Origin of the sequence: Nonomuraea sp. WAC 01424, from assembly GCF_003947315.1 — a bacterium.
Lineage (GTDB): Bacteria > Actinomycetota > Actinomycetes > Streptosporangiales > Streptosporangiaceae > Nonomuraea > Nonomuraea spiralis.
Genome location: NZ_QHHZ01000076.1, coordinates 1 through 646 on the forward strand (window position 1 = coordinate 1; position 646 = coordinate 646).

Sequence of the window (646 nt, forward strand, 5' to 3'; positions counted from 1 at the left end):
TCTCCAGCTCCGCGGCGATGTCGCCTTCGGTCTTCTTGACGTCGGAGCGGCCCGGTTTCGGCCTCGGTTTGCCGAGCAGATCCGCTTCCGCGGTCCGCCGCACGAGGTGTTCGACGTACGGCGGCTGGAACCGCTGGCCGCGAATGTGCCCGACCAGCTCCGGCTCCGGCGGGATCCCGTATTTCCGCAGGTAGTGCGGCACGGACGCGTGCCAGATCCAGGTGCCGTCGGTGTGGTAGCTCTCGGGGACGTCGCCGTCGGCTTCCGGGTCGAAGATGTCCTTGCCGAGACCGCTGCCGGAGAGGATCGCCGGTTCACGTTCGAGGTACTGCGCGACCAGCGGTGCTTCGGATTCGTCGAGCTCCGGTCTGTCCACCACCGGTGGCTCGCCCTCGGTGTACGCGTCGACGATCCGGGCGTGCCGGAACTCGACGCGGAACGGCAGCGGCGGGCGGAACCGCCACCAGTCCGGGACGTGCTCGGCCTCGCGTGGGAACGCGGCCAGCTCGTCCGGGTACGCCGAAGTGGGCGGAGTCCTGGTCCACGCCGGTTCGTCGTCGAGGCTGAAGTCGAAGTCGGACTTGCCGTCGGGGTTGAGCGTGAACCGCGATTGGAGCCAGGCCCCGCGGCCGGTGGTGTACATGCC

1 pseudogene is annotated in these 646 nt (G+C 69.3%); it reads right to left on the reverse strand.

Annotated elements, in window-relative coordinates:
* Nucleotides 1–646: pseudogene (locus DMB42_RS52795) on the reverse strand (hypothetical protein); the annotation flags it as partial.